The 26,132-nt window shown below is 59.5% G+C and carries 25 protein-coding genes; 13 read left to right on the top strand and 12 right to left on the bottom strand.

The window, feature by feature from the left end:
- Positions 1–10: 10 nt before the first annotated feature.
- The 3 genes from ccmI to ACR0IP_RS00635 are packed head-to-tail and all read left to right on the top strand — an operon-like array spanning position 11 to position 1,946.
- A complete protein-coding gene (ccmI, locus tag ACR0IP_RS00645) occupies positions 11–1,237 on the top strand; it encodes a c-type cytochrome biogenesis protein CcmI (RefSeq protein WP_170688899.1) in 1,227 nt (408 codons plus the stop codon).
- Complete coding sequence (gene ruvX, locus ACR0IP_RS00640; protein ID WP_170374098.1) at positions 1,234–1,698, top strand: Holliday junction resolvase RuvX; 465 nt, start codon at positions 1,234–1,236, stop codon at positions 1,696–1,698. The genes ccmI and ruvX overlap by 4 nt, the downstream gene beginning before the upstream one ends.
- Before the next feature lie 17 nt (positions 1,699–1,715).
- Positions 1,716–1,946, top strand: a complete 231-nt coding sequence (locus ACR0IP_RS00635; protein ID WP_170374099.1) for a DUF1289 domain-containing protein — start codon at positions 1,716–1,718, stop codon at positions 1,944–1,946.
- A gap of 521 nt (positions 1,947–2,467) precedes the next feature.
- On the opposite strand, the gene ACR0IP_RS00630 is transcribed toward ACR0IP_RS00635, so the two are convergent.
- Genes ACR0IP_RS00630 through dusA form a run of 3 tightly spaced genes read right to left on the bottom strand, consistent with a single transcriptional unit; the run spans position 2,468 to position 5,102 of the window.
- Positions 2,468–3,253 carry a hypothetical protein gene (locus tag ACR0IP_RS00630; protein WP_480523228.1) on the bottom strand — a complete coding sequence of 262 codons (786 nt, stop codon included), beginning with the start codon at positions 3,251–3,253 and terminating at the stop codon, positions 2,468–2,470.
- A complete protein-coding gene (locus ACR0IP_RS00625; protein ID WP_170640876.1) occupies positions 3,247–4,071 on the bottom strand; it encodes a sulfite exporter TauE/SafE family protein in 825 nt (274 codons plus the stop codon). The genes ACR0IP_RS00630 and ACR0IP_RS00625 overlap by 7 nt, the downstream gene beginning before the upstream one ends.
- 38 nt (positions 4,072–4,109) lie before the next feature.
- Entirely contained in the window at positions 4,110–5,102 is a 993-nt protein-coding gene (gene dusA, locus ACR0IP_RS00620) for a tRNA dihydrouridine(20/20a) synthase DusA (RefSeq protein WP_480523225.1), read from the bottom strand.
- 206 nt (positions 5,103–5,308) lie between these two features.
- Between dusA and ACR0IP_RS00615 the strand changes: the two genes are divergently transcribed.
- A complete protein-coding gene (locus ACR0IP_RS00615) occupies positions 5,309–7,321 on the top strand; it encodes a CocE/NonD family hydrolase (protein ID WP_480523223.1) in 2,013 nt (670 codons plus the stop codon).
- Positions 7,322–7,338: 17 nt separating this feature from the next.
- Here ACR0IP_RS00615 and ACR0IP_RS00610 read toward each other — a convergent pair whose 3' ends face one another.
- Positions 7,339–7,965 carry a TetR/AcrR family transcriptional regulator gene (locus ACR0IP_RS00610; RefSeq protein WP_480523221.1) on the bottom strand — a complete coding sequence of 209 codons (627 nt, stop codon included), beginning with the start codon at positions 7,963–7,965 and terminating at the stop codon, positions 7,339–7,341.
- 138 nt (positions 7,966–8,103) lie between these two features.
- On the opposite strand from ACR0IP_RS00610, the gene ACR0IP_RS00605 reads away from it, so the two are divergent.
- From ACR0IP_RS00605 to ACR0IP_RS00575, 7 genes are all read left to right on the top strand, one after another.
- On the top strand, positions 8,104–8,568 hold the full coding sequence (locus ACR0IP_RS00605; protein WP_170374105.1) for a (2Fe-2S)-binding protein: 465 nt from the start codon (positions 8,104–8,106) through the stop codon (positions 8,566–8,568).
- Between the two features lie 3 nt (positions 8,569–8,571).
- Entirely contained in the window at positions 8,572–10,758 is a 2,187-nt protein-coding gene (locus ACR0IP_RS00600; protein WP_480523219.1) for a xanthine dehydrogenase family protein molybdopterin-binding subunit, read from the top strand.
- 129 nt (positions 10,759–10,887) lie between these two features.
- Positions 10,888–12,207, top strand: coding sequence for a glutamine synthetase family protein (locus tag ACR0IP_RS00595; RefSeq protein WP_480523217.1), 1,320 nt, complete (start codon positions 10,888–10,890; stop codon positions 12,205–12,207).
- A 59-nt stretch (positions 12,208–12,266) separates the two neighbouring features.
- On the top strand, positions 12,267–12,947 hold the full coding sequence (locus tag ACR0IP_RS00590; protein ID WP_480523215.1) for a type 1 glutamine amidotransferase: 681 nt from the start codon (positions 12,267–12,269) through the stop codon (positions 12,945–12,947).
- Positions 12,947–14,305: a glutamine synthetase family protein gene (locus tag ACR0IP_RS00585; RefSeq protein ID WP_480523213.1), complete on the top strand. Its 1,359-nt coding sequence runs from the start codon at positions 12,947–12,949 to the stop codon at positions 14,303–14,305. The genes ACR0IP_RS00590 and ACR0IP_RS00585 overlap by 1 nt, the downstream gene beginning before the upstream one ends.
- A 20-nt stretch (positions 14,306–14,325) precedes the next feature.
- Positions 14,326–15,630 carry an NAD(P)/FAD-dependent oxidoreductase gene (locus ACR0IP_RS00580; RefSeq protein ID WP_480523211.1) on the top strand — a complete coding sequence of 435 codons (1,305 nt, stop codon included), beginning with the start codon at positions 14,326–14,328 and terminating at the stop codon, positions 15,628–15,630.
- Between the two features lie 116 nt (positions 15,631–15,746).
- Entirely contained in the window at positions 15,747–16,961 is a 1,215-nt protein-coding gene (locus ACR0IP_RS00575) for a DegT/DnrJ/EryC1/StrS family aminotransferase (protein ID WP_480523209.1), read from the top strand.
- Here the strand turns inward: ACR0IP_RS00575 and ACR0IP_RS00570 are convergent.
- The 4 genes from ACR0IP_RS00570 to ACR0IP_RS00555 all read right to left on the bottom strand — a co-directional run bounded on the left by ACR0IP_RS00570 (position 16,949) and on the right by ACR0IP_RS00555 (position 20,779).
- Complete coding sequence (locus ACR0IP_RS00570; protein WP_480523207.1) at positions 16,949–17,704, bottom strand: trypsin-like serine peptidase; 756 nt, start codon at positions 17,702–17,704, stop codon at positions 16,949–16,951. The two genes, ACR0IP_RS00575 and ACR0IP_RS00570, sit on opposite strands and share 13 nt — an antisense overlap.
- A gap of 11 nt (positions 17,705–17,715) precedes the next feature.
- Positions 17,716–18,264 (bottom strand): polyhydroxyalkanoate synthesis repressor PhaR, encoded by a 549-nt coding sequence (gene phaR, locus ACR0IP_RS00565; RefSeq protein WP_170552879.1) that lies wholly within the window; start codon positions 18,262–18,264, stop codon positions 17,716–17,718.
- A 134-nt stretch (positions 18,265–18,398) separates the two neighbouring features.
- Positions 18,399–18,845, bottom strand: a complete 447-nt coding sequence (locus ACR0IP_RS00560; RefSeq protein ID WP_170374114.1) for a phasin family protein — start codon at positions 18,843–18,845, stop codon at positions 18,399–18,401.
- 131 nt (positions 18,846–18,976) lie between these two features.
- A complete protein-coding gene (locus ACR0IP_RS00555) occupies positions 18,977–20,779 on the bottom strand; it encodes a PHA/PHB synthase family protein (protein ID WP_480523205.1) in 1,803 nt (600 codons plus the stop codon).
- Positions 20,780–20,890: 111 nt separating this feature from the next.
- On the opposite strand from ACR0IP_RS00555, the gene phaZ reads away from it, so the two are divergent.
- A complete protein-coding gene (gene phaZ, locus ACR0IP_RS00550) occupies positions 20,891–22,162 on the top strand; it encodes a polyhydroxyalkanoate depolymerase (protein ID WP_170374116.1) in 1,272 nt (423 codons plus the stop codon).
- A 5-nt stretch (positions 22,163–22,167) separates the two neighbouring features.
- Positions 22,168–22,746: a DUF6151 family protein gene (locus tag ACR0IP_RS00545; RefSeq protein ID WP_480523203.1), complete on the top strand. Its 579-nt coding sequence runs from the start codon at positions 22,168–22,170 to the stop codon at positions 22,744–22,746.
- Here ACR0IP_RS00545 and ACR0IP_RS00540 read toward each other — a convergent pair.
- The 4 genes from ACR0IP_RS00540 to ACR0IP_RS00525 all read right to left on the bottom strand — a co-directional run bounded on the left by ACR0IP_RS00540 (position 22,743) and on the right by ACR0IP_RS00525 (position 25,932).
- Positions 22,743–23,453: an alpha/beta fold hydrolase gene (locus ACR0IP_RS00540; protein ID WP_170688913.1), complete on the bottom strand. Its 711-nt coding sequence runs from the start codon at positions 23,451–23,453 to the stop codon at positions 22,743–22,745. The genes ACR0IP_RS00545 and ACR0IP_RS00540 overlap by 4 nt on opposite strands.
- An 82-nt stretch (positions 23,454–23,535) precedes the next feature.
- Complete coding sequence (locus ACR0IP_RS00535; protein ID WP_480523846.1) at positions 23,536–24,150, bottom strand: hypothetical protein; 615 nt, start codon at positions 24,148–24,150, stop codon at positions 23,536–23,538.
- Positions 24,151–24,190: 40 nt separating this feature from the next.
- The gene (locus tag ACR0IP_RS00530; RefSeq protein ID WP_480523201.1) at positions 24,191–25,186 is read right to left on the bottom strand and encodes an alpha/beta hydrolase; all 996 of its coding nucleotides are present in this window, start codon (positions 25,184–25,186) and stop codon (positions 24,191–24,193) included.
- Complete coding sequence (locus ACR0IP_RS00525) at positions 25,183–25,932, bottom strand: alpha/beta fold hydrolase (RefSeq protein ID WP_480523200.1); 750 nt, start codon at positions 25,930–25,932, stop codon at positions 25,183–25,185. The genes ACR0IP_RS00530 and ACR0IP_RS00525 overlap by 4 nt, the downstream gene beginning before the upstream one ends.
- Positions 25,933–26,132: the final 200 nt, after the last annotated feature.

The following is a 26,132-nucleotide window of genomic DNA, read 5'->3' as shown; positions in this document are numbered from 1 at the left end:
AGGAGAGAGCATGACGTTCTGGGTCATTTCATGTCTGATCGCGCTGCTGGTCGCAGGGTTCCTCGGCTACACGCTTTTGCGCGGCCGCCGCGCGGACGAGCCAACCGCAGCCTACGATCTGCGCGTCTACCGCGAACAACTGGCCGGTGTGGACCGTGATCTGGCCCGTGGTGTCATTGGCGAAGCCGATGCCGAAAGGGTCCGCACCGAGATCTCACGCCGCATTCTGGCAGCAGACGCCCAGATGCAGGGCGACCGGGCAACCTCAGGCCCGTCGCGTGGGGTTTCCGTCGTCACCATCGCGATCGTAATGCTGATCGTGATCGGCGGCGCGCTGGCGGTGTATTACCGAACCGGTGCTGTCGGCTTGCCCGATCAACCGCTGACAGCACGGCTGGCACTGGCCGAGGAGGTCCGGACAAACCGCCCAGCGCAAGAAGCGGCCGAAGCCCTTGCCACCCCGCCGCAGCCGCGACAACTGGAAGAAAGCTACGCAACGCTGCTCCAGCAACTGCGCGACACCGTGGCGGCCCGGCCGAATGACCTGCAAGGGCATATCCTGCTGACACAGCACGAAGCCAATGCGGGCAACTTCAAGGCCGCTTATGCCGCGCAGCAACGCGTCATAGAGCTTTCGGGTCAGGCTGCAACAGCCGATGACTACTCGGATCTGGCCGAAAAGATGATCCTTGCAGCAGGCGGCTACATCTCGCCCGAGGCTGAGCAAGTTCTGGCCGCCGCGCTTGAACGTGATCCCCGACACGGCCCGGCGCGCTACTACTGGGGGCAAATGCTGGCCCAGACCGGGCGTCCAGACCTCGCCTATCGTGTCTGGGTCGACACCGCGCGGGATGCGCCAGCGGGCGCTCCTTGGGGTGATGCCATTCGCGCCCAATTGGATGAGCTTGCCTTTCGCGCGGGGGTTTTCAACGGCCCAGACCCCAGCTCATTGGGGCAGCCCGGCCCAAGTCAGGACGATGTCGCCGCCGCAGCCGAGATAACCCCGGAAGAACGGCAAGAGATGATCCAAGGCATGGTTGACCGTCTGTCTGATCGCCTGGCGACTGAGGGCGGTCCTCCTCAGGACTGGGCGCGCCTGATCGCGGCGCTTGGCGTTTTGGGTCAGGCCCAGCGTGCAATAGATATTCGCGACGAAGCCGAGATCCTCTTTGCCGACAACCCCGAGGCGCTTGAGATGATCGACGCAGCCGCCCTGCAAGCCGGTATTGCCCAATGATCCACGACGATTTTGAGGGTTTCGCCGCTTCCCTGTCGCCGATGACGGCGCTTATGGGGCTGGATCTGGGTGAAAAGACCATCGGCGTGGCGGTCTCGGACCGGATGCGCGGGGTGGCCAGCCCTCTGGAGACCGTGCGCCGCAAGAAATTCACCGTCGATTCCGCGCGCTTGCTTGAGTTGATCAAGGATCGCGAGATAGGCGGCGTCATCCTCGGGCTACCAAAAAACATGGACGGTTCCGAAGGCCCCCGTTGCCAATCTACCCGTGCCTTTGCCCGCAACTTAACCCGTCTGACCGACTGCCCCATCGGCTTTTGGGACGAGCGTCTGAGCACAGTTGCGGCAGAAAAGGCACTTTTAGAGGCGGATACGACACGAAAACGTCGCGGACAGGTTATTGATCACGTTGCAGCAGGGTATATCTTGCAGGGAGCGCTGGACAGGCTGCGCTTTTTGTAACGGGTCGGAGACCACGAATGACGAACATGGTTTGGCAGCGCGATGAGGTCGAAAGCCCCTGTGTACGAATCTGTGTTGTCCACCCGACAGAACAGATTTGCACCGGCTGTTACCGCACCCTTGATGAGATCGCGCGTTGGTCCCGCATGGACAGCAGCGAACGCGCCGAAATCATGGAGGCTCTGCCCGCCCGCAAACCACGCCTTGCCAAACGGCGCGGCGGGCGTTCGGCCCGCCTGAAAAGCTGACCGCTCAGTCCACCGGGCTGGTTTCATCCTTTGATTTGTCACACCTGCCCTGTTGTCGGGTCGCGAGTTCATCCTTGAACAGGTCTGAGTATTCGGACCGGCTGGTTCTTGGATGTTTTGCAGGCCGTTCCATCTTGGTATCGACAGTCACGGGTTGCGCGTGATCTTGCAGCTTGGAAAAGCGTCGTAGAAAGCTTTTGAAAGACATTAAGAACCAATCAATTAAGTGTGCCTGCTGCGGGCCGGACGCACGCCTCGAAAAATGCGAGGCGAAAGCCGGTTCCGTGAGTGAGTGGCGACCCGCAGCGGCACGGTCTGGCTAAAGAGTTTTCAGCCGGAACGACGAAGAAAACGCCTTCCGTTGTATATTCATTGACTCAGCAATCAATAAACTTATCGCAAAGTGACCTTACGTCATTTTTCGTGACAGGTCGGGTTTTGAAGCCCACAAGTTGCGAAACGGGCAGATGTGGGCGTGGTCTGCTGGGGTAGTTCGGGGGAACCGTTTCCCTCACGAGACATCAGCGTGTTTCAATCCATTCCGCGACGCCGTTGGCGCATTCGGGGCGGAAATAGGCAATCATCCGTCCATCCGGCCCGGCGGTCGCCCCATCTGGCCATGGCGCGACTCCGTGAAGGCAATGGCGGTGCAGCAGATAGGCCTCGCCGGGTTTGGCAGGCAATTCGATCCTTGGGCAGGTCTCGAAGACCTCGCGGCGGGTCGCCTGATATATATCGGTGATGTCGACTTGACGCAGATCGGTCTGGGACTGATCCGCAAAAGCCGCTCTGAAGGCCTTGCCCATGGGAATATGGCTACCTTCCCACAACACCATGGGCGAGGCATCGGGGCTGGCTTCCGACAGGGGAATGCCCAAAATCCACGCATGCGGTTCATCCACGCGACGGCGGCGATCCGGACCCATAGGTCGCAACCCATCCACATGGGCCGCGTCACGGTTGCGCCTGTAGCGCCCGGCAGCCTCGCTTTCACCCTTCCGAGGGCGGGGATACCCCGGATAGATGATCGACACTTGCCCCGGATGCAGCGGCAGGCTGCCCAAGTGCACGGAGATGAAATCCATGGCCATCCCGGACAGCGGTTTTGACGACCCAACCTGCCCTAGTTCATTGTTGGGCAAGGCATCGACCCCGACAAACCACGTGCCTTCACAATCTAGCCATTCGGCATGCTCAGGCGCCGTGACCGACTGCTGAGCGGCGGGCAAAACCTGCCCAACCCATTCGGCCAGAGCCGGGTCGAACGGAAATTTGACCCAACCCTTCGCCCAGAAATCCTCTACCATCCCAAAGCCTTCCGCAGCATGTTCAGAGCGACCAGTGTCAGGAACAGCGCAAAGACCCTCTTGAGTGGCTTCGGATCCATCGCATGAGCGAGTTTAACGCCCCACGGGGCGGTGATCATCGTCATCGCGACTACTATCCCGAAGGCCACCAGGTTCACGGCCCCGATCGTCAGCGGAGGCCTGTGTTCAGGGGCAATCTCCAGAAAGAGAAAACCCAGCACCGACGGCACGGCGATGATCACTCCGAACCCTGCAGCCGTTGCCACGGCCCGGTGGATGGGCGTGTTGTAGAGGCTCATGAGGGGGACGCCGAAACTGCCACCACCGATTCCCATAAGTACCGACAGGAAGCCTACGGATGGGGAAAGAACCGCGCGCTTGATCCCCTTGGGCATCGCATCCCCCAAGCGCCATTCCGAACGGCCAAAACCCAGATACGCACCAATCACCATGCCCAAAACGCCGAACAGCGCCTGCAGGGCCTCTGTCCGCAGGGCCGAGGCGACCAGCACGCCAATAATCGCCCCCACGACAATACCCGCCCCCCATCCACGCAGGATCTGCCAATCCACGGCGCCCTTCTTGTTGTGGGCCAGCACCGACCGGATCGAGGTTACGATGATCGTCGCCAGCGAGGTCGCCAGACACAGCTGCATCAACTGCGGCCCACCATATCCAAGCGTTTGGAACGCATAGAAAAACGCGGGCACAAGCACGATGCCTCCGCCAACGCCAAGCAGCCCCGCCAGAACGCCCGCAAGTGCGCCAATTACAAGCAAAAGGCCCAGCATCTGGGCCAGCAACATCGTCTCGGGCATCTTCCCCCCAAACCGGTCAGAGACCGGGCTTCATTCGTTCAAACCTCGGCCAGAGGCGCCACGTGATCGAGCGCCTTCAGCATCACTTCGGGCCCTGCGCCATCCCGCACCGCCCCTTCCGACAGCGCGCGCCGCCAGGCCCGTGCACCAGGGCGACCGGCAAAGAGGCCGAGCATATGCCGCGTGATCTGGTGCAAACGCCCTCCGTTGACAAGGTGCTGCTCGATATAGGGCACCATTTGCCGGGCCACCTCGATCGGGTCCCGAGCGTTGCCGCTCTGGTAAATTCGCATATCCGCTTCGGAGAGGATGTCAGAAGGCTGATGATAGGCTGCCCGTCCAATCATCACCCCGTCCAGCCCGGCATCCAGATGCGTCTGCGCCTCGTCCAACGAGGTGATGCCGCCATTGATCGAGATATGGATATCCGCGAAATCGACCTTCATCTGATGTACGAGGTCATAGTGCAGCGGGGGGATATCGCGGTTCTCTTTCGGGCTTAGCCCCTGCAGCCACGCCTTGCGCGCGTGGATCGTGACCCGTCTGCACCCGGCCTTCTGTATCTTGTCCAGAAAGTCCGGCAGCACGTCGCGCGGTTCCTGCTCATCCACACCAATCCGGCATTTGACGGTCACGTCGACCGAGACGGCCTCACCCATAGCGGCAACGCAGTCGGCGACCCGCGCAGGGTCTTTCATCAACACAGCCCCAAACGTGCCCGATTGCACCCGGTCCGAGGGGCAGCCACAATTCAGGTTGATCTCATCATACCCGGCCTCGGCCCCTAGCCGGGCCGCATGCGCCAGTTCCTCGGGGTCCGAACCGCCAAGCTGCAGCGCAACGGGATGTTCCTGCGGGCTATAGTCCAACAGATACAACGCCCCACCGCGCACCAGCGCGGGCGCGGTAACCATCTCGGTGTAAAGCAACACCTGCTCACTCAGCAGACGATGCAGAAATCGGCAATGACGGTCGGTCCAATCCATCATGGGCGCCACGCTTAAGCGCGCTGCTCGGTCCAAGTTCTTCACGTTATTCTCTGTCACCTGACAAATCCCGGTCTGTGCCTGCGTGTGGCTATCACAGCGGAACGGCAAACTTGAGTCACATTTTGCGGCCCGAAGCCTCCTATTCGCTTGCGCGCTGAACGGGTTGTGCGTTTCATACGACCAAACGCGGCGACGCGACACAGGTGCTTGAGAGAAACACAAGCCAAAACAACAGGAAGGACCCGGCAATGAATAGCGTAGAGGTGATCGAAACCATCTGGATTCCGATGCCCGACGGCACGCAATTAGCCGCGCGTCTGTGGTTGCCGCCCAATGCGCACGAGAATCCGGTACCCTGCCTGTTGGAATACATCCCTTATCGTCGCCGAGACCGCACGCGCCTTCGCGATGAAACCATGCATCCGCGCTTTGCCGAGGCGGGCTATGCCTCCATCCGGGTCGATATTCGCGGCAACGGCGATAGCGGTGGGCTGGCCGAGGATGAATACTCGCACCAGGAAACGCAGGACGGCGTTGATGTCATCGCGTGGCTGGCCGAACAGCCGTGGTGCGACGGCAATGTCGGTATGTTTGGCAAAAGCTGGGGGGCCTACAACTCATTTCAGGTGGCCGCCAAACGCCCCCCTGCGCTGAAAGCCATCGCGCCGGTGATGGGCTGCGACGACCGCTGGCGCGAAGACATCCATTTCTACGGAGGCGTCCTGGCTGGCGACAATTTCTGGTGGGGCTCGATCATGCAATTGTTGAACGCCTTCCCGCCCGACCCTGAAATCGTGGGCGAGGACAAGTGGCGCGACCTCTGGCGTGAACGGCTTGAGGCGATGGAGTTCTGGCCCGCCATGTGGCTGGAACATCAGACCCCTGACGAAATGTGGCGGCGCGGCTCAATCTGCGAGGACTATGACGCAATCAATGTGCCCGTCTACTATTTCGGCGGCTGGGCCGATCTGTATCGCGACACGCCGTTCCGGATCTCGGAACACCTGAATGTGCCGGTCAAGGTGATGATGGGCCCGTGGTCGCACCTCTACCCGCATGAGGGCAAGCCCACCCCTCAGGTCGATTTCATCGCCGAGGTCCTGCGGTTCTGGGACTATTGGCTGAAGGGGATCGACACCGGGATTCTGGACGAGCCACCGCTGCACCTATACATGATGGACAGCATGCGCCCCGCTGGAACGCAAACGCACCGCCTTGGGCGCTGGGTCGAGGAGCGCAGTTGGCCCTCGCCCAATGTGTCGAACGAAACCTATTGGCTGAACGCGGGGTCGCTGGACGCTCAGGCGCAGACAGGCGCGCCGATGCAGATCACCTCGCCGCAGACGTTCGGCTCGGCCGGTGGGGTCATGTGTTCCTTTGGCATTCCGGGCGATTTGCCTTTGGATTGTCGGATCGATGCCGCCGGGGCGATGGTGTTCCGCAGTGACAAGTTGGAGTCATCGTTGGACATTCTGGGCCAACCTGAAGTCGCGCTGCGGGTCAGTGTCGACCAGCCTCAGGCCTTTGTCGCTGCCCTGCTGATTGATGAAGCCCCCGACGGCGCGCAGACCCTGATCTCGCGCGGGTTCTTTAACCTGATGCACCGCGAAAGTGACACGGAACCAACCCCGGTCGTGCCAGGAGAAGAGATGGAGATCTCGATCCAATTGCACGCCATCGGCTACAACGTTCCTGTCGGTCACCGGATCATGGTGCAGCTTGCGACCGCCTATTGGCCCATCTTGTGGCCCGCCCCGAATCCGGTTTGCGCGACTGTCGTGCCCGGCTACTCGGCCTTGTCGTTGCCCGTTCGCACCAATGCACCAGATGCGCCGGCGCCTCGGGACCTTCCGGTTCCGGCCCCGGGATCGGTGCCCGAGACCTCGACCAGAGGTCAGGGCGGGTCCGAGACGACGCTGACTCGAGACACCCACACTGGCAGACTGACGGAACGCGTCTTCATCGGTGGCGGCGTCATGGGCCCATCAGCGAAGAAGGTGCTGGAAACAGGGACCGAGATTTCCGACACGTCCGAGCGGATCTACTCCATCCTGCCTGATGATCCCCTATCCGCGGTCGCGACCATGCGGCAGGAAACCCGCTTTGAGCGTGGAGACTGGGATGCACGTATCAAGACCTGGTCTCAGCAGACGGCCACTGCGACCGATTTCGTGCTGAACGCTACGGTCGAATGCTGGGACGGAGACACGCTGTTCTTCAAAACGGAATGGAATCACGTGATCCCGCGCAACGGCATGTAGGGACGGGTTTGACCGCCCTATGGCACTGAACGCTGCGCGGTATCCGGGCCGTATCTGCGCATCATCATCTCGACGCTGTTGTTGATCGTATCCGCCATTTCCTGATGGCTGAGAACCGTGCCCGAGAACAACAGCGGCCAGAACGCCCGCGCCTTGATCAGGCCGATGAATTCACGACCGGCCTGTTCGGGGTCGTCGATCTTCAATTGCCCGTCCGCAGCGGCCTCGCGCAGCATGTCGATGAATGAGGCCGTCTTGTCCAGCTTGCCCTGCGCTTGCTCGGCCAAGGTCGGGTTGCGCAGGATTTCGCTGATCACCATGCGGGACATGGCCATCACATCCGGCAGCATCAGAATTCGCCCCTCGGCCCAGGCCAGCTCAGTCAGTTGCTCGCGAACATCGCGCCCTTTTTCGTACCTGATCTCCAACACTTCCGCAAAGCGGCTGGACAGTTCCGCCACGATTGATCGGAACAGATTTTCCTTGCTTTCGAAATACTTATAAAGCGTCCGCTTGGACACCTCGGCCTGGCGCGAAATACGATCCATGCTGGCCGCCGCGAACCCCTTTTCCTGGAATTCGGCCACGGCAGCTTCGATGATCTGTGCATATTTGGACGCATTGGGCGCGCTGATCTCATTCATGTCATTGCTATAGACCCATTGACCGCGCCGGGTCAAATACTAGGTAAACGCGGGAGTTTACAGGCGCGACTTTCTGTGCCACATGTAAACCCGCCAGTTTACCGACTCAGGTAGCAAGCCAACACGGAGTGTCCCCTCATGGCCATCAATCTGAAACTGAACGGCGAGACGCATACAGTCGACGCCGAACCCGGCACGCCCCTGCTCTGGGTGATCCGGGATGAGCTAAAGCTCACCGGAACCAAATTCGGCTGCGGTGTCGCGTCTTGCGGCGCCTGCACCGTGCATCTTAATGGCGAGCCCGTCCGCTCGTGCCAGACCTATATCGAAGACGTCGAAGATGCCGAGATCACCACAATCGAAGCCGTCGGTGAGGACAAGATCGGTGCAGCTGTCCAACAGGCCTGGGTCGAGTTGGACGTGGTTCAGTGCGGCTATTGCCAGTCTGGTCAGGTGATGTCGGCCGTTGGCCTGCTGGCTGAGAACCCCAAGCCCAGCGCAGAGGAAATCGACGCGTACATGTACGGCAATGCCTGCCGCTGTGCCACCTATCAACGTATCCGCGCAGGTATCCAGCGCGCATCTGAAATACTGGAGGCCTGATCCATGACCATCAACACCTCTCGCCGTGGATTTTTGAAAGGCGCCGCTGCTGCTGGCGCGGTCCTGCTGGTTGGCGCACGTCCGGATGGCGCGCTGGCGGCTGCTTCAGCCGAGACCGCTCAGTTCAACCCCTTCGTGAAAATTGATGCCGACGGCACTGTGACCGCCATTGTCAAACACTTTGAGAAGGGTCAGGGCCCTGCGACCGGCCTGCCCACGCTGATCGCCGAAGAAATCGGTCTGACAATGGACCAGATCGAATACGAATTCGCGCCCTCTGATCCCAACGTCTACAACAACCTGCTGTTCGGTCCGTTCCAGGGTACTGGAGGGTCGACCGCGATGGCGAATTCGTGGCTGCAATACCGTCAGGCCGGTGCTGCAGCACGCGAGATGCTGATAAATGCGGCGGCCCAAAGCTGGGGTGTCGACGCGTCGGGCATCACAATCGAAGAAGGCATTGTCAAATCCGGCGACAAGTCCGCTCCGATTGCCGAATTCGTGGCCGCAGCAGCTCAGCTGGACGCCCCGGCCGAGCCACGCCTGAAGGACCCCTCCGAGTTCCGCCTGATCGGAAACGAAGCCGTTCGGCGTAAGGATTCGGCGATCAAGGGCAATGGTCAGGCCATGTATGCCATGGACGTTCACCTTCCCAACCAGATGATCGCTATGATCAAACGCCCCGAATCCAAAGGCGGAATTGCGCTAGGGTTTGACGATAGCGCCTCAAAAGAGGTCAAAGGCTACATCAGTGCCGCGGTTCTGCCCAACCAAGCGGGTGTCGCCGTCTACGCGGAAAACACCTGGGCCGCGATTCAGGCGCGTGATGCGCTTGAGGTCGAATGGGATATGTCGGGCGCGGAAACACGCGACTCGGATCAGATCAAGGCCGAGATCATGGACGCGCTTGATGCCGAGCCGAACTACAACGTCAACAAGGCCGATTTTGCCGCCGTCTCTGCCGCCATCGACGGCGCCGACACTGTGGTTGAGCGGACCTTCTACTTCCCGCTTCTGGCCCATGCTCCAATGGAGCCCCTGAACTGCACAATCGAACAGACTGCAGAGGGCGACATTGTCCTGCATGATGGGGCGCAGATGCCAACCGGCCCGCATATGGCCTACCAGCAGATCTTCGAGCTTCCGGCCGAGAAGATCCATATCAACACGATGCTGGCAGGCGGGTCCTTTGGCCGCCGCGCAACACCTGATGCGGATTATCAGGTCGAGGCTGCGTTGGCCTTCGTGGTCACCGACCGCTCTCGCCCAGTCAAACTGGTGTGGACACGTGAAGATGACATTCGCAGCGGTTACTACCGACCTGCCTTTGGCCACAAAGTGCGCGTCGGTCTGGACAGTGAAGGAAACATCGTCGGATGGCACCATCAAATCGCCGGTCAGTCGGTCATCAAAGGTACGCCGTTTGAAGCCGTTCTGGTGCATGACGGTGTCGACCACAGCTCGGTCGAAGGGGTTTCTGACAGCCCCTACGCCATCCCCGGTATGGCCGTGGGTCTGACGGACACACCGAAAGCGACGACTGTATTGTGGTGGCGTTCGGTCGGGCACACCCACACGGGCTATGCGATGGAAGCCATGATGGACTTGGCCGCCGAGGCTGCCGGTCGCGACCCGGTCGAGTTCCGCCTGGCGCATCTGAGCGATGACAGCAACGCAGATCAGGTCCGCAAGGCCGGAGTTCTGAAACTGGCGATTGAGAAGGCCGGATGGGGCAACGCTCCAGCTGGGCGCGCGCAGGGGATCGCGGTCCACAAGTCCTTTGGCTCTTATGTGGCCGAAGTAGTCGAGGTGTCCGGCGATTTGGATAGCGGAGTTCGCATCGAAAAAGTCACCTGTGCCGTTGATTGCGGCATCGCGGTGAACCCCGATGTGGTCAAAGCACAGATCGAAGGTGGTGTCGGCTATGGCATTGGTCACGTCATGCGCGACCAGATCACGCTGACCAGCGGCGCGGTAGACCAGTTCAACTTCCCGGATTACGAGCCTCTGCGGATCGGTGATATCCAGGCGATTGACGTCCATATAGTTCCGTCAGCCGAAGCGCCCACGGGCGTCGGCGAGCCGGGCACACCGCCGTCCGCCCCGGCCCTGGCGAATGCCATTCGCGCTCTTTCGGGCGTGAAGGTCACGACCCTGCCCATGGCGGAAAACGGCGTAACCTTCGTCTGATCCTAAAACACGTGGCGTCGGCGCAATTTGTGCCGACGCCTTTTTCCACCTCTGAAATTTGATCAAATTTCGTGACAAGGCCGTTTGGCTTCGCTACATCTCGGATAACCGAGAGGAGCTACCGCCCCAATGGACCTGAACGCCTTGCATAATTTCCGCGTTGCCGCCTGCGACCTGAACGGTCAGATGCGAGGCAAGCGCGTCCCGCCTACCTATGCCGACAAGCTGAGCAAAGGTGCCGTGCGCATGCCATTCTCGGCGTTGAACGTCGATCTATGGGGCGCGGATATCGACGGAAGCCCCCTCGTGTTCGAAACCGGTGACGCCGATGGCATCCTGCTCCCGACCGAGCGCGGGCCCGTTCCGGTCCCTTGGTTGGAGACTTCAACAGCTCTGGTTCCCATGAGCCTTTATGACGATGACGGCGTTCCCTTTTCAGGCGACCCGCGCCATGCGCTAGCCTCTGTGCTGTCGCGTTACGCGCAGCGCGGCTGGTCAGTCGTTGCGGCGACCGAGTTGGAATTCACCCTTGTCGACGCGTCCGGCCCCCAACCCTTAGCACCCTTCAACCCGATCACTGGCCGCCGCCTGACGGACGAGGCGGTTCTGTCCGTCGCCGAAATGGACGCGTTCGAGGCATTCTTCACCGACCTCTATGACGGGTGCGCTGCAATGGGCATCCCCGCGCAAACCGCAATATCCGAAAGCGGTATCGGTCAATTCGAGATCAACCTCAATCATCAGGACGCCATGCGCTGCGCCGATGATACGTGGCTTTTCAAGGCTTTGACGCGCGGCTTGGCCCGAAAACACGGCTTTGCTGCGACCTTCATGTCGAAACCATATGTCGAGGACGCGGGAAACGGGATGCATGTGCATTTCTCTGTCCTGGACCAAGATGGGCGGAACATCTTCGACGATGGCGGGCCCGAGGGCACCGACCTGCTGCGCTCAGCCGTGGCCGGGTGCCTTGCTGCCATGCCGGCTAGCACTCTGATCTTTGCCCCTCATGGGAATTCATACGCGCGGCTTGTGCCCAGCGCTCATGCACCCACCGGTGCAAGCTGGGCCTATGAAAACCGAACCGCCGCCATCCGTATTCCGGGCGGAGCGCCCTCGGCCCGACGTATCGAACACCGCGTGGCTGGCGGCGACATCAATCCTTACCTGATGCTCAGTGCCATTCTGGGCGCGGCGATGGTCGGCATCGAGGACGGCATGGTGCCCCCCGCCCCAATCTCGGGCAACGCTTATGAGATTGAAGGCCTGCCTCAGCTGGCTGGCGATTGGTCCGCCGCCATCGACCTGTTCGAGAGCGACCCGATCATTACCCGGCTTTTCCCATCGGAATTAGTCCGCAATCTGTCGATGACCAAACGGCAGGAAATTGCACGTTTTGCAGACCGCCCCGACGACGAACACTGGCTAAGCTATCTCGAGGCCGTGTGACCCCCTTGCCCGACGGCCCGCTCTCGGGTATTTCTGAATTTGATCAAATTCGGTGACTTATGAAAATCGGCATTCTACAAACTGGCCACACCCCTGATGCGCTCATGCAGGACTTCGGGGACTATGACTCTTTGTTTCCGGCGTTGCTGGACGGACATGGGTTTGAATTCAGAACCTTCGCAGTCGTTGACGGGATCTTCCCAGACAGCGCAGAAGACGCAGATGGCTGGCTGATCACAGGCTCTCGCTACGGGGCCTATGAGGATCTGCCATGGATTCCCCCGCTTGAGGACCTGATCCGCCAGATTCATCAAAGCGGCAAGCCGCTGGTAGGCGTGTGCTTTGGCCATCAGATCATCGCGCAGGCGCTGGGCGGCAAGGTCGAAAAATACCAAGGTGGTTGGTCGGTTGGGCGGACCGAATATGACTTCGATGGCGATAACGTCTGGCTGAACGCCTGGCATCAGGATCAGGTCGTGGCCGTGCCGGACGGGGCCGAGGTGATCGGCAGCAACGACTTCTGCCAAAACGCCATGCTGCGCTATGGTGACCAGATCTGGACCGTGCAAGCCCACCCTGAATTTACCAACGATTTCGTCTCGGGCCTGATGCGCACGCGGGGCAAAGGGTTAGTGCCTGATGACCTCATGCAAGCCGCAGCGAACAGACAAACAGCACCGGATCACAATGCCCGGATCGCGCAGATCATGGCGGATTTTCTGAAGAAAGCGAGGGCCTGATGGCCGATTGGACAGACGCAGCACCTCAGGCCGCACAGGACTACATCGCCGGACATCGGCTGGATGAGGTCGAGTGCATCATTTCGGACCTGCCGGGCATTGCCCGAGGCAAGGCCGTTCCCGCATCGAAATTCGCGCGGCAATCCTATTTCCACCTGCCTGACAGTATCTTCTACCAGACGATTACGGGCGGCTGGGGTGAAGCCGCCGGTGAGGACGGATTCATTGAACGCGACATGATCCTGAAGCCGGATTTCTCGACCACGTCGGCTGCGCCTTGGACCGGCGACTGGACGTTGCAGGTGATCCACGACGCCTATGACCGAGACGACAATCCGATCCCCTACAGCCCGCGCAACGTGTTGAAGCGTGTCGTGCAACTCTATCACGACAAGGGCTGGAAGCCCGTGGTCGCCCCGGAGATGGAGTTCTTTCTGGTCGCCCGCAACGTTGACCCGGCGCAGTCGATTGAGCCGATGATGGGCCGCTCTGGCCGTCCTGCCGCCGCGCGTCAGGCCTATTCCATGACGGCCGTGGACGAATTCGGCCCAGTGATCGACGACATCTATGACTTCGCCGAACATCAGGGGTTTGAGATCGACGGGATCACTCAGGAAGGCGGCGCAGGCCAGCTTGAGATCAACCTGCGCCACGGCAATCCAGTGAAGCTGGCGGACGAGGTTTTCTACTTCAAACGCCTGATACGCGAGGCCGCGCTGCGTCACAATTGCTTTGCGACCTTCATGGCGAAACCGATCGAGGATGAGCCGGGATCGGCCATGCATATCCATCATTCGATCATCGATATAGAGACCGGCCAGAACATTTTCTCCGGTCCGCAAGGCGGTGAGACGGACGCGTTCTATCACTTCATCGCGGGCCTGCAGACCCACCTGCCCGCCGGTCTTGCCGTAATGGCACCCTATGTGAACTCGTATCGCCGCTACGTAAAAGACCATGCCGCGCCGATCAATCTGGAATGGGCGCGGGACAATCGCACCACGGGTATCCGGGTGCCGCTGTCCGGCCCTGAGGCGCGACGCGTGGAAAACCGTATCGCTGGGATGGATTGCAACCCGTATCTCGGGATCGCGCTGTCACTGGCCTGTGGCTATCTGGGGCTGGTCCAACAGGAACGTCCACGTCGTCAGTTCTACGGTGACGCCTATGAGGGCGAAGGGGATATCCCGCAGGTGATGGGGAATGCTCTGGACCTGTTTGACGGAGCTAAGGAACTGCATGAGATTCTGGGCCCCGAGTTCGCCCGCGTCTATGGCATCGTGAAACGGGCCGAGTATGAAGAGTTCCTGCAGGTGATCTCTCCGTGGGAGCGGGAACATCTCTTGCTGAACGTCTGAGCCTTTTGGGGTCACCAGAGATGAACCTTCTCTATTCCAACGATAGCAAAGCCGAGTATCCGGCAAGCTGGTATGCCGCCACTTCCAACCCGCTCGCGCGGTTCCCTGAGTTCAAGGGCGAAGCGCGCGCCGATGTGTGTATCGTCGGTGGTGGCTATACGGGTTTGTCAGCAGCGCTGCATCTGGCCGAGGCCGGGATGGACGTTGTCCTGCTTGAGGCGCACCGAGTGGGCTTTGGCGCGTCAGGCCGCAATGGCGGCCAGTTGGGCAGCGCCCAGCGCATGGACCAAGAGGATCTGGAGAGCCTCGTCGGACAGGACGACGCTGCCAAGCTTTGGGATCTGGCCGAGGATGCGAAGGCCTTGGTCAAATCGCTGATTGAAAAGCACAAAATTGACTGCGACCTGAAGCCTGGCATCGCCAACCTTGGCCTCTCAGCGTCCGAGCGCAGCGATCTGCACGCCCATGCCGCGCATTTGTCGGACCGCTACGGCTACGATCAGATCGAGCTGCTGGATGAAGAGGCAGGCCAAGCCCTCTGCCCCTCACCCGCTTACAAGGGTGGGTATCTGGACAAGGGGGCGGCGCATCTGCACCCGTTGAACTATGCGCTCGGTCTGGCCTGTGCTGTTGAGGCCGCGGGCGTGCGTATTTTTGAAGGCACCGAGGTGACAGGGATCGAACAAGGCGACCCGGCTACTGTTCTAACCGAAGGCGGGAAGGTCCGCGCCCGACACGTCATTCTGGCCTGCAACGGATACCTTGGGACGCTTAACCGGCAGGTCGCGGCGCGGGTGATGCCGATCAACAACTTCATCGCCGCGACAGAACCGCTTGGGGCTGAGGCCGCGCGCGTGCTGACGCAGGATGTCGCCGTTGCAGATACAAAATTCGTGGTGAATTACTTCCGCCTCAGCGCTGACGGACGCCTGCTGTTTGGCGGAGGCGAAAGCTATGGCTACCGGTTCCCTTCGGATATCTCCGCTACCGTGCGCAAACCAATGACCGAGATCTTTCCCCATCTGCGGGACGTCAGGCTCGACTACGCATGGGGCGGTACTCTGGCGATTACCATGCGGCGGATGCCCTACCTAACGCGCGTCGCGCCCAATATCCTGTCTGCCTCTGGCTATTCCGGCCATGGCGTCGGCACGGCAACGCATGCCGGTCAGCTTATGGCATTGGCCATCCAAGGGCAGGCCGAAGGGTTCGATACCATGGCCCGCGTCCCGGCCCTGCCCTTTCCCGGTGGTCCAGCCCTGCGGAACCCTCTGCTGGCGCTGGCGATGACATGGTACGCGATGCGGGATCGGCTGGGGATTTAACCCCCCTCTTCAATACGACAATTTGGTGAAATTTTGCCGATCTTGCGATTGGGGGCTTGGCACGGGCAGCACGCTTGATTTAATAAAGTGAAAGTTAGAATTCGGGAAAACCAAATATGACGCTGCCACCCAACGTTCATGACGCCGAACCCATCCCCGCCGCCGCACGAGACGCAATCGACGCCCTGATGCAGTCAGGCGACCTGTTTCGTTACACCGCACCGCAGGACGCTCCGGTCGCTTTGCTGGAATCCGAGTTCGCCGCCCTGCTGGGCACGAAATACGCTTTGGCCGTTTCGTCCTGCTCGGCTGCTCTGTTTCTGTCGCTGAAGGCGCTGGGCTTGCCGCGGGATGCAAGGGTTCTGATCCCCGGCTTTACCTTCGCTGCCGTGCCATCGTCGGTCGTGCATGCGGATTGCGTTCCGGTTCTGTGCGAAGTTGGTCCGAACTACCGCATCGACATGGCTGATTTCGAGGCCAAGCTGGACGATGTGCAGGCGGTCATCATTAGCCATATGCGCGGCCATACCTCGGATATGGATGCGATCATGGCGCTGTGCGACGCGCGCGATATCCCGGTGATCGAAGATGCCGCCCATTCGCTGGGCACGACCTGGCATGGGCGCAACATTGGCACCATCGGCAAAATTGGCTGCTTCTCGTTCCAGTCCTACAAGATGATCAACGCCGGCGAAGGTGGCATTTTGATCACCGACGACGCCGATCTGGTGGCCCGCACCGTGATCATGTCAGGGGCCTATGAGCATAACTGGAAGAAGCACAAAACTCCGCATGGCGACAACTCGCCCGAGCTCGAGCAGGCCTTTGCCCGCTGGCAGAACAAACTGCCGCTATACAACTTGCGGATGAGCAACCTCAGCGCCGCAGTGATCCGCCCTCAGATTCCAGAACTGGCGCGCCGCGTGCGCGACGGGCTGGCGAACCACGATTATGTAGCGGAACGTCTGAACAGCTCGGACTATATCGACGTCCCTGCCCCGCTTTCACCCGAACGTCGTGCGCCGGATTCGATTCAGTTCAATCTGGTCGGCATTGATGAGGATGAAATCCGCGCCTTTGCCGCCGCATCCGAGGCGCGCGGCGTCAAAGTTCAGGTCTTTGGCATGAGCGAAGACAATGCCCGCGCCTTCTGGAACTGGCAGTTCCTGCCTGAGCAATTCGAACTGCCGCAAACCCGTGCCATGCTGATGACAGCCTGTGACGTGCGCCTGCCCGTGCGCCTGACGCGCGAGGAACTGGACGTGATCGCCGACATCCTGCTGGCCTCGGTCGGCGAGGTGATCGGCCCGGTTCCTGCTTACGGCACCTGAACTCCAAGCACTGAGACGAACAACGCGTCGATCCCTTCGGGGGTCGGTGCGATGCGGGACAGGACACCAACAACCCGCAGTCCGTCCGAGGTATTCACCAACAGCGGCGCGCCGGAATCCCCCATCATCACCGGGCAGATCCCACGCAGCATTTGGCCTGCATATATGCGCATTGGGCAAGTCTCTGTCCGGCTCAAGACATGAGGCCTCAGCCCCGGATAGCCCGCGACGAAGCCTGCCTCGACCTCTTGATTTGCCGGTTTCACGAAACCGACCTCGGCCCCGATCGGAGCGTCCAGCACCAGAATGCCCCAGTCCAATTCGGGTTGATCGGAGAAGCTGGCCGATACATCCTGACCTGCAGGCAAGATATAGTCATCGGCCCGCGCAACCGAGACCGCCTCGCCCCGCTGGTACCCGGCAGCAAACAGAATACTCTCCGGTGGTATCCAGCGTTTGCGTGATCGATTGTAGAGACAATGCGCCGCCGTCAGCACCTGGTTTTCTGAGATAAGAACGCCCGTACAGTGTGATCTTTGATCCCGCCCGGCGTAGTTCACTCGACCAATCGCGCGCCAAGGGGCCTGAGACGCATCTAGGATTTCACGCGCCCGGATATCCTGACACCCCGCAGATGTATCGGTCCCCAACCGACACACCGCCGACCAGTTTTCAGAGAACTGCCCCTCGGCCCAAACGGCTTGCGACCACAAAATAGCGACACACAGGACCAGCCAGCGCATCGCTTATGCCTCTAGTTCAATTTCGAAAGCTTCTGCTGCAACTCGGCCAATTGCTTTTTGATGTCGTCCAGATCCTCTTTCGGTTCGGACTCGTCCTCTTTGTCGGGGCCTGACCAGTTGCCGGACAACCCGCCAGTCATCGCTTTGAGAAAAGCCTGTTGCTGCGCCTGCATCGCCTCAAACCCCGGCATCTGAGACATCGGGTTCATGGCGTTCATGTTCTCCATCATCTTGCTTTGGCTTTCGCGCAGCATGTCGAATGAGCTTTGCAGGAATTGCGGCATCATGCCCCCACCCGGCACCATGTAGCTACGCACCAGATCGTTCAGAACATTGACCGGCAGGACGTTCTCGCCCCGGCTTTCGTGTTCGGCAATGATTTGCAAAAGGTACTGGCGGGTCAGGTCATCGCCCGTTTTCAGATCAATGATCTGAACTTCGCGCCCATCGCGGATGAACCCCGCAATATCTTCGAGCGTCACGTAATCGCTGGTCTCGGTGTTATACAGCCGACGGCTGGCATAGCGCTTGATCAACAGCGGTTTTTCTTTGTCCGACACCTTGTACCCTCCCCAAGGATGATGCGTTGCAGCAGAGGTTATGCGACTGCAGCACAAAAAGAAAGGGCAGGTCAATCGACCTGCCCAACGCGATGGCACCTATAGGGAGGATAAGATGCCCGTCGCGGACGTTCTTACTTGGCAGCTGCAGCTTTCTTGGCAGCAGTCGTCACCTCAGAAGTCGCTTTCTTGACAGCTGCGGTTGCTTCTTCAGCAGCGTCTTTACCAGCGGCCATCAGCAGCTCAACAGTTTCCGACTGAACTTTTTTCGCGATTTCCGCGAATGCAGCCAGGTTTTCAGCAGCAACTTCAGCCGACGCGCTTGCGAAGTCGGTTGCGGCTTTTGCGTAGTCAGCAGGCTCGGCCTTTGCTTTCGACATCTCGGTCAGCTTGGCCAGGGTGTCCTTGGTCCATTTGTTCGAGATTTCAGCCGATTTCTCAGCCGCGTCCAGAGCAACGCCCGACAGCTTTTCGTTCAACGCTGCGGTCGATTTGAAGGCACCTTCCATTGCGGTGGTGTCTACCGGAAACGCGCCCATGACGTCTTTCATGATCGCGGTGAAGTCTTGGGTCTTTGCCATTGTCCTAATCCTTTTCACCGAACCGGGCCCACCCCGGTTTCCATCGGCTTGAGGACAATATGATTTCTGCATCGCAGCATTTCAAGTCTTTTCTTGCTGCAACGCAGAAAAATTCAAGTTTCATTTTGAAATCAGCGATTTGCCTTGAGCAAAACATAGCTGCCAGGCGCCGGACACAGGCTCGGATGCTCCGAATCACCCGTTTCGCGCGCCGGAACCTGCTTGCCAGACCGTTTCTTCAGCCAAGCGCCCCACATCGGCCACCATGATCCTTCGTGAAAGTCAGCGTCTTTCAACCAGGCCTCTGCATCCAACTTCAGATCAGGGTTGGTGTAGTGTCCGTATTTCTTCTTGCTGGGCGGGTTCACGATCCCTGCAATGTGACCGGACTCTGACACAACAAAAGTCTTGGACTTGGACCCCATCTGCTGAACACCGCGATAGCAGTCTTTCCAGCGGGCGATATGGTCCGTCTCGCAGGTGATAGCCATCAGGGGGACGTCCACATCCCTGACATGCAGCTTGTGGCCCAGCATCGCGAAGCCGTCGCCCACGAATTCGTTGTGCTGGCACAGGCCGCGCAGATACTGCACCGCCATCTTGCCCGGCAGGTTCGAGCCGTCGCCGTTCCAATACAGCAGGTCAAAAGCTGGAGGGGTCTCTCCCATCATATAGCTGCGGATCGCTGGCGTGTAGATCAGGTCGCGCGAACGCAGGAATGACATGGTGCGCCCAAGAATCCATGCGCGCAGAAGGCCATCCTTGGCGACCTGATCCTCGATCCCATCCACAAAGTCGTTTTGCAAAAACGGCGTGAATTCTCCCTGATCGCCAAAATCGGTCAGAGCCGTAAAGAAGGTCGCCGATTTGACCGACTTGTCCCCGCGCTGTTTCAGCAATGACAGCGTCAGGCTGAGCGTGGTGCCCGCAATGCAATACCCGACGGCGTTGACCTGTTTTACTTTGCAGATCTTCTTGACCGTCTCGATCGCAGTCAGGAACCCGTCCTGAATATAGTCCTCCATCCCCACATCGGCGTAGGTGGAATCGGGATTTATCCAGCTGACGACAAACAGCGTGTATCCCTGCTCGGTCACCCATTTGATCAGGCTGTTCTGGGTTTTGAGGTCGAGAATGTAGAATTTGTTGATCCACGGCGGGAACAGGACGATGGGGGTTTCATGCACCGTCTCGGTTGCCGGTTTGTATTGGATCAGCTCCATCATACGGTTGCGATACACGACATCGCCAGGGCTGGTCGCGATATTGACCCCAACCTCGAATGCACTGTCATCGGCAAGCTTGACCACAAGCTCACCATCATTGGCCTCTAGGTCCGAGACGAGGTTCTCAAGCCCTTGGATCAGGGATTGCCCCTCGGTTTCGACAGCTTTCTCCAAGGCATCAGGGTTGGTTGCCAGAAAATTGGTGGGAGCCATCAGGTCGATGATCTGCTGCGAGAAATACTGAAGGCGCTGCTTGTCCTTCTCTTCAAGGTCCTCAACTGCTGACACTGCTTGTGCGATCGCTTCGGCATTGGTCTGGTACTGCTGGCGGATCAAGCGAAAATAGGGGTTGGTGTCCCAAAGCGGGTTGGAAAAGCGTTTGTCCTTGGATTTGGGTTTGTCTTCATCCACTGCGCCTGTGGTCAGTGCCTGCTGCGCCTCGGCAAAGTTCAGAACGGACTTGCCCCAATATTCGATCTGCTGTTCCAGCAGTTTGGCGGGATTCTGCAATGCGTCGGCCCAATAGGCCGTTGCCGCACGTGCATAAAGCTCTTGATTCGGGCCGTCCAACGCGGGGACATGAGACTTCTTCGAAGCCATGACTTCGATCAGGCGCTTGGAGAGAGCCTCAACCTTCTCCATATTTTCTTTAATGCGTTCAATATGTTCTTCGGTAACTTGGCCCGTATTGTCTTCACTTGTTGTCATTTTAACAATTCACCCCTACTCTCGCTGCTATGCAGAATAACGTCGCGGACGTTGGTCGACAAAGCGACGAATGGTCCGAACTCTTAGGTTGATACTCCGGAGGATCCTTCGATGCGCTACATGATGACCTACGATCTGATGGAAACCATGCGCAATACGAACCAATGGCTTGGTTCGACGGCAAATGCGATGGCCTCCTACCCGCTGTTTTCGATGGTTCCCAACCCGGCGTTCAGTTGGATGGCCGCTTGGGGTGAAGTGACCGAGCGCACCTTTCAACGCATGGTCGCGAAACCCGATTGGGGCATCCGGACTTTCACGTGTGAAGATGGCAAAGATCATCTGGTCGAAGTCACCTCGGTTCTGGAGCGTCCCTTTGGGGACCTTCTCCATTTCAAGGTAAACGGGCGCGAAACGCAACCTCGCAAGGTGCTTTTGGTGGCTCCAATGTCCGGTCACTACGCGACATTGCTGCGTTCGACCGTCAAAAGCCTGCTGGTCAATTGCGAAGTTTACATCACCGATTGGCATAACGCGCGCGATATCCCCGTGTCCGCTGGCAAGTTCGATGTCGAGGATTACACCCTCTACCTTGTCGATTTTATGAAAGAGCTTGGCCCGGACACCCATGTGGTCGCCGTGTGCCAGCCCGCACCGCTGACACTGGCCGCGACCGCCTATCTGGCCGAGGTCGAACCAAAGGCCCAGCCCAGCACCCTGACACTGATTGGTGGCCCGGTCGATCCCGATGCCACCCCGACCGACGTGACCGACTTTGGCCGTCGCGTGACGATGGGCCAGTTGGAAGAGACCATGATCCAGCGCGTTGGTTTCAAATACAAAGGCGTGGGTCGGATGGTTTATCCCGGCCTGTTGCAGCTGGCTTCGTTCATGTCGATGAATGCCGAACGCCACTCCACAGCCTTCACGGATCAGATACAGCGCGTGATGCGGGGGGAAGCTTCGGACCATGACGCCCACAACCGCTTCTACGATGAATATCTCGCTGTCATGGATATGCCGGCCGAGTTTTACCTCTCCACGGTCGAACGCATTTTCAAAAACCGCGAGATTGGGCGGAACGAATTTGTCGTCGCCGGGCACAAGGTGGATATGGGCAAGATCACCGACGTGGCTGTGAAAACCGTGGAAGGCGCGAATGACGACATTTCAGCGCCTGGGCAGTGTATCGCCGCGCTTGATCTGTGTACCGGCCTGCCTGATAGCAAGAAAGCCAGTCATGTGGAACCCGGTGCGGGGCACTACGGCATCTTCGCTGGCCGCAGCTGGCGCGACAATATCCGCCCGCTGGTCATCGACTTCATGAACGAGAACAGCCGCAAACCTCGTCGTCGGGCGGCCAACAGCAACAAAGTCGCGTAAGGGCTTTGGCGTCAGAGTCTGACCTCACCTTTTCGTGCGCCTGCGGGACACTGACAGGCCGCATCACATCCGATGGTGCGCGTCTGGGGACCCATGCCGAGTGTTTTTGCCGCGACTGCCGTGCGGCCCAGCTTTACTTCGGCCAACCCGACCCGGCCCCCGGACCGGTTGAGGTGTTTCAAATCGCCCCCGACGAGGTCACGATTGACAGCGGCGCCGAACATTTGGCGGCGATGTCTCTGAGCCCGAAGGGCATGCTGCGATGGTATGCCAAATGCTGCAATGCACCCTTGGCAACCACGCCACGCACCGCCAGATTTCCTTTTGCGGGGTTCATCGCTTTGCGTATCGCCGATCACGCGCGGCTTGGCCCGATTGCGACTCGTGGGTTCGTGCCTCGGCCCAATGGCAAGCAAAAGCACGAAAATCTGTCTCCGGCGGCAATTGGGTTGCTACGTCGCGTGATCAAATCAAGACTATCCGGTGGGTGGAAAAACACGCCGTTCTTTGATCCTGAGAGTTTTGAACCCGTCGTGACACCGACGGTGATCAGCAAAGAGGAACGCGCAGCGCTTTACCCCTAGGCCATGCGCAAGGGTTCATCCAGCCACGCCTGCATCAGGTCGATCACCTGCTCGGGCGCTTCCAGAGTTGGCAGATATCCGGCCGCATCAATTGTGTGCATCACCGCATTTGGGATCATGTCCGCCATAAAGGCATGCTTGCGCTCGGGCGTCAGCCGGTCATGCTTTCCACACAGGATCAGGCTGGGCGCTTTGATCCGGCGCAGCGTGCCCTGCTGATCCGCGCGCCTCTGTAGCGCACGCATCTGGGTCACAAACACCTCCGGGCCTAAATCCAGCGCCATCGCCAGTAGGTCATTCAACACAGGGATGCGCTGCGTTCCCGGCGCCAGAGTGTCCGACCCCACAACCTGCCGCATCACCTCTTCAAGCCGACCGGCCTGCGCGCCGATGATCAGATCCTCCCGTGCGGCCGCGATCTGCGGTGTGTCGGCCTGCGCATCGGTCGAGATCAGGCACAGGCGCGACACCCGATCCGGGGCGCGGCGAATAAGGTCCAACGCCACCACGCCGCCCAGCCCATGCCCAGCCAGCGCGAACCGATGAGGCAGCTGATCCAGAAGATCCGAAGCGATCTCTTCGATCCGTTCCCCCCGGCTGATCGCCGAGACGACCACGGCGCGGCGGCGCGAAAACGCATCAATTTGGGGATGAAACAGCCGAGCATCGCACATCAAACCCGGCAACAACACCAGCGGCTCAATCACGTGGGGCCTCCTTCTGCTCGGTTATCCGAGTCGTTCCTTCTCATCAGGATGGAAGGTTTGGATCAGCCCAGCAAGTGAATCTTTAAGGATAGGCGATTCCACGGAACTGCGGGAAATCAGCATAGCGTTTCTGACGGGCAGCAAGGGTTTCGGCTGGCTCGGCACCCGGTCGCAAAAGGCAGCCTTTGGGCGCGATGTAACTGTCGATCCGACGCTGAGGCCTGGGGCGCCAAACCAGATTGAACGCGCAGAGTTTCGGGAAAAACCAGATCTCGGAGTAGTCAAGATGATCATGCATCCACCACGCCAGATCGCGCCAGTCCCGCCCCTGCGCGTAGCGATCCGCAAACCAGGGGATCACGACAGACGCGCCAGCGACTCGCGCCTCACCCTGCCCCCAGTCCCAGACATGGCACTCCAACGGATTGTCATTGCGCGCGCAGTTCAGCCGGTTTTCGTTGCCAAAGGCATTCAAGGACGGTGACCGATAGCCCGAGCGCACTGCGACCCGGCCAAAGGTCTCCTCCAGCGGGTCTAGCAAGGTTTGGCAAAAGACGCTTCCGGTTTCGATGGCCAGATCCGGGTTCTCAGGCAGGTTCTGCTTTTGGTGGAAATTCCCGATCTCGGAGTACAGGAAATCGCGCATGAAGAAATGCCGGGACAGACGCACACGACCCAGCGTCTCAAGGCTCCACATGCTGCCCGGCTTGCGCATCTCTATGCTCTTGAAGGAGGGGTCATTCGATCCCCTGCGTTTTCAACCACGCCAATATCCCATTCACCGTCGGCTCTGTCTGGTCCGGAGACATCAGGCGACCGGCAATCACATGCGACATCGGATCATCTTCAGGCCCCATCGTGACAAGCTCAACCGTTGCTGGCGCACCCCAGGCCTCGGCCACCTTGTGGGTCTTGTCCGGGCGCACGACCTGATCATCATCCGAGAACCAGAACAGCGCTGGCACCAAAGCTTGCGAGAAATCAAGACCGTAGACCGTTTCGACCAGAACTGTCATCGGCACCACAGCCTCCCACGGATAAACGGCCGTCCAGTACTTGTTCTTTTCTGGATCTGGCCCGGATACATCTCGTTCCGGCCCCATCAACAATGGCAACCAATCCCGCGCCCACGGCAGACCGGGTATGAACGCCCCTGTCGAATTCACTCCGAAATTCGGCGACACAAACACCATTGCCGCGACATCTTCGCTGAGTGCCGGGTTCAAAGCCGCCGCCGCCGCCAGCGTGCCGCCGGTCGATGTCGAAATGACCACGACCTTTTCCCCAACGGCCTTGGCCGCCGCCAGCCCCTCGGCCATGTCCTGCATCCAGCCAGAGGCGGTCGCATCGCCCATCGCGGCCCCACTGCGCCCATGTCCTTGCAAGCGTGCATATACCAGATTGGCCCCCAGAGCGTCAGCGACCATATCAGGCACGGGACGGATCTCTTCTGAACTGGCCGAGAAGCCATGGACATACAGCACCGAATAGGGCGTCCGCCGCTCTTTGAACCCGTCCTGCCAGATCACACGCTTTTCGACACCGGGGACGATATCGTCAAAGGCCGATTCCGTGCTTTCAAAATAGACCTGAACGCCTTCGCCAAACTTGCGGGGGTCGAAATCCGGGTTCAGGTTCACTTCTTCCCTCGGCCCAAACCAATAAATCAGGCCTCCGACAACGATCAGAACCAGCAAAACCCGGCCAAGAGCCCACCCAAACCAGCGCATCATTCATTCCCCAAAACGTCGAGAACGGCTTTTTCGATCAAGCCAAGGCATGGCCCGTCCGAGAACCGATGATCCGCATCCTTGACCAGCAACAATCGCATATCCGGTCCGGTCGCGTGCTCTAGCAGGCGAACGGCTGTTTCAGTCGACACCGCCGTATCAGCCGTCCCCTGCAAAAAACGAACGGGAAACGGCAGATCCAACGCGTTCCGCAGAACCAGGCGTTGCCGACCATCCTCGATCATACGTTTGGTGATGATGTAAGGCTCCATATAATCCGAGGGCAATTCTACATGCCCAACCTCCTCCAGCGCTACCTTCTGCGCATCTGAAAAGGACGCCCAATAGCCGTCCTCGGTAAAATCCGGGGCTGCCGCGATGGTCACCATGCCCACAATTCGCTCCGGCAACGCCTTTGCCAGCAGCAGCGCCTGCCAACCACCCATCGAGGACCCAACGACCACCAAAGGCCCCTCGGTCAAGGCACCCACCGCTGCCAGCGTGTCTTCGTGCCAATCTCCAATGCAGCCGTCTGTGAACGCCTCAGAGCTTTCTCCATGCCCGGAATAGTCAAACCGCAAGAACGCCTGCCCCCGTGCCTTCGACCAAGCCTCAAGATGAACGGCCTTGGTGCCCTCCATATCCGATTTCAAACCGCCCAGAAAAACAATGGTCGGACCGGCCCCTTCGCTCTTGTGATACGCCAACCGCCGCCCCTGCGCCGTTTCCAAAAAATCTGTTGCTGCCATGAAGCCCTCTTTGCTTTCCTGACATCATGCACGCCCCCCGCCCAAGTGCAATTCCGTGATCCTCCTTCATCTGGCTAAAAATACCTCGGGGAGCGCGAGGGGCTGGCCCCTCGCTCCAGCCACTTGACACAAGTACAACCACCTGCCAAAGCAGCCAGACGCAAATAACCCGCAACCGGGCGTTCAGTGGGCGCCGAACC

It is taken from the genome of Ruegeria sp. AL11 (assembly GCF_056540865.1).
This window is presented reverse-complemented; position numbering and strand designations above follow the sequence as displayed.

Bases quoted from the DNA above. Each gene is read 5' to 3' on its own strand.
- ccmI (WP_170688899.1), top strand. From the start codon at position 11: ATGACGTTCTGGGTCATTTCATGTCTGATCGCGCTGCTGGTCGCAGGG.
- ruvX (WP_170374098.1), top strand. From the start codon at position 1,234: ATGATCCACGACGATTTTGAGGGTTTCGCCGCTTCCCTGTCGCCGATG.
- ACR0IP_RS00635 (WP_170374099.1), top strand. From the start codon at position 1,716: ATGACGAACATGGTTTGGCAGCGCGATGAGGTCGAAAGCCCCTGTGTA.
- ACR0IP_RS00630 (WP_480523228.1), bottom strand. From the start codon at position 3,253: ATGGTAGAGGATTTCTGGGCGAAGGGTTGGGTCAAATTTCCGTTCGAC.
- ACR0IP_RS00625 (WP_170640876.1), bottom strand. From the start codon at position 4,071: ATGCCCGAGACGATGTTGCTGGCCCAGATGCTGGGCCTTTTGCTTGTA.
- ACR0IP_RS00615 (WP_480523223.1), top strand. From the start codon at position 5,309: ATGAATAGCGTAGAGGTGATCGAAACCATCTGGATTCCGATGCCCGAC.
- ACR0IP_RS00610 (WP_480523221.1), bottom strand. From the start codon at position 7,965: ATGAATGAGATCAGCGCGCCCAATGCGTCCAAATATGCACAGATCATC.
- ACR0IP_RS00605 (WP_170374105.1), top strand. From the start codon at position 8,104: ATGGCCATCAATCTGAAACTGAACGGCGAGACGCATACAGTCGACGCC.
- ACR0IP_RS00600 (WP_480523219.1), top strand. From the start codon at position 8,572: ATGACCATCAACACCTCTCGCCGTGGATTTTTGAAAGGCGCCGCTGCT.
- ACR0IP_RS00595 (WP_480523217.1), top strand. From the start codon at position 10,888: ATGGACCTGAACGCCTTGCATAATTTCCGCGTTGCCGCCTGCGACCTG.
- ACR0IP_RS00590 (WP_480523215.1), top strand. From the start codon at position 12,267: ATGAAAATCGGCATTCTACAAACTGGCCACACCCCTGATGCGCTCATG.
- ACR0IP_RS00585 (WP_480523213.1), top strand. From the start codon at position 12,947: ATGGCCGATTGGACAGACGCAGCACCTCAGGCCGCACAGGACTACATC.
- ACR0IP_RS00580 (WP_480523211.1), top strand. From the start codon at position 14,326: ATGAACCTTCTCTATTCCAACGATAGCAAAGCCGAGTATCCGGCAAGC.
- ACR0IP_RS00575 (WP_480523209.1), top strand. From the start codon at position 15,747: ATGACGCTGCCACCCAACGTTCATGACGCCGAACCCATCCCCGCCGCC.
- ACR0IP_RS00570 (WP_480523207.1), bottom strand. From the start codon at position 17,704: ATGCGCTGGCTGGTCCTGTGTGTCGCTATTTTGTGGTCGCAAGCCGTT.
- ACR0IP_RS00560 (WP_170374114.1), bottom strand. From the start codon at position 18,845: ATGGCAAAGACCCAAGACTTCACCGCGATCATGAAAGACGTCATGGGC.
- ACR0IP_RS00555 (WP_480523205.1), bottom strand. From the start codon at position 20,779: ATGACAACAAGTGAAGACAATACGGGCCAAGTTACCGAAGAACATATT.
- phaZ (WP_170374116.1), top strand. From the start codon at position 20,891: ATGCGCTACATGATGACCTACGATCTGATGGAAACCATGCGCAATACG.
- ACR0IP_RS00535 (WP_480523846.1), bottom strand. From the start codon at position 24,150: ATGTGGAGCCTTGAGACGCTGGGTCGTGTGCGTCTGTCCCGGCATTTC.
- ACR0IP_RS00530 (WP_480523201.1), bottom strand. From the start codon at position 25,186: ATGATGCGCTGGTTTGGGTGGGCTCTTGGCCGGGTTTTGCTGGTTCTG.
- ACR0IP_RS00525 (WP_480523200.1), bottom strand. From the start codon at position 25,932: ATGGCAGCAACAGATTTTTTGGAAACGGCGCAGGGGCGGCGGTTGGCG.